The sequence below is a fragment of the Acidocella sp. MX-AZ02 genome, from assembly GCF_000306035.1.
GTDB lineage: Bacteria > Pseudomonadota > Alphaproteobacteria > Acetobacterales > Acetobacteraceae > Acidocella > Acidocella facilis.
Window position 1 is genome coordinate 1 of record NZ_JH976251.1, and the last position, 760, is coordinate 760.

The 760-nt window shown below is 64.5% G+C and carries 1 pseudogene; it reads left to right on the plus strand.

What is annotated here, in order from left to right:
* Positions 1-760, plus strand: a pseudogene (locus MXAZACID_RS19560) (hypothetical protein); the annotation flags it as partial.

Sequence of the window (760 nt, forward strand, 5' to 3'; positions counted from 1 at the left end):
ACCTCGCCCGCGCCGCGCAAGGGGCGCGTGACAGCACGGCGCCGCGCGCCGCTGCCGTCAGCATCGCCGCCGGGGCGCAGATCAAGGCCAATGCCGTCACCAAGGGCGATGGCGGCAAGGTGACGCTGCTGAGCAGCCAGAGCACCGCCTTGCAGGGCACCATCTCGACCACCGGCGGCACGCTGGGCGGCAATGGCGGCCTCGTCGAGATTTCCTCCGACGGCGTCATCAGCCTTGGCGGCACGGTGTATGACACCGCGATCAACGGCCAGGCCGGCGAGATTTTGCTGGATCCGCAGACGCTGATCGTCACCAGCGCCTCCCTCACCAACGCCAACAGCAATTCCAGCGGCCCATTCAACAACCCCACCACCACGCTGGGTGACACCAGCAGCAGCCCCACCACCTCCTACGTCAATCCAGACGATCTGGCGCTGCTAAACGGCACCATCGTGCTGGAAGCGGCGAAGCTGCTTTCCGTCGCCAGCGCTATAAATCTGAACTTCGCCGACGAGCTGAAGTTGGTCTCAAACAAAAATGTCAGCATCACCGCGAATATCTCGGCGCAGGGATCGATCGAGATCGATGCCGCCGGGACGCTGAATATCGGCGCCTCGCTCAGCGGCACCACCATCACCCTGGCGGATAGCGGCAGCAGCAGCGTCATCGACATCAATGGCGTGATCTCCGGCACCGAATTGATCCTGAATGCCGGCGGCAGCATTGCCGAGGGAGCGTCAGGCGGCATCAGCGCGACCAG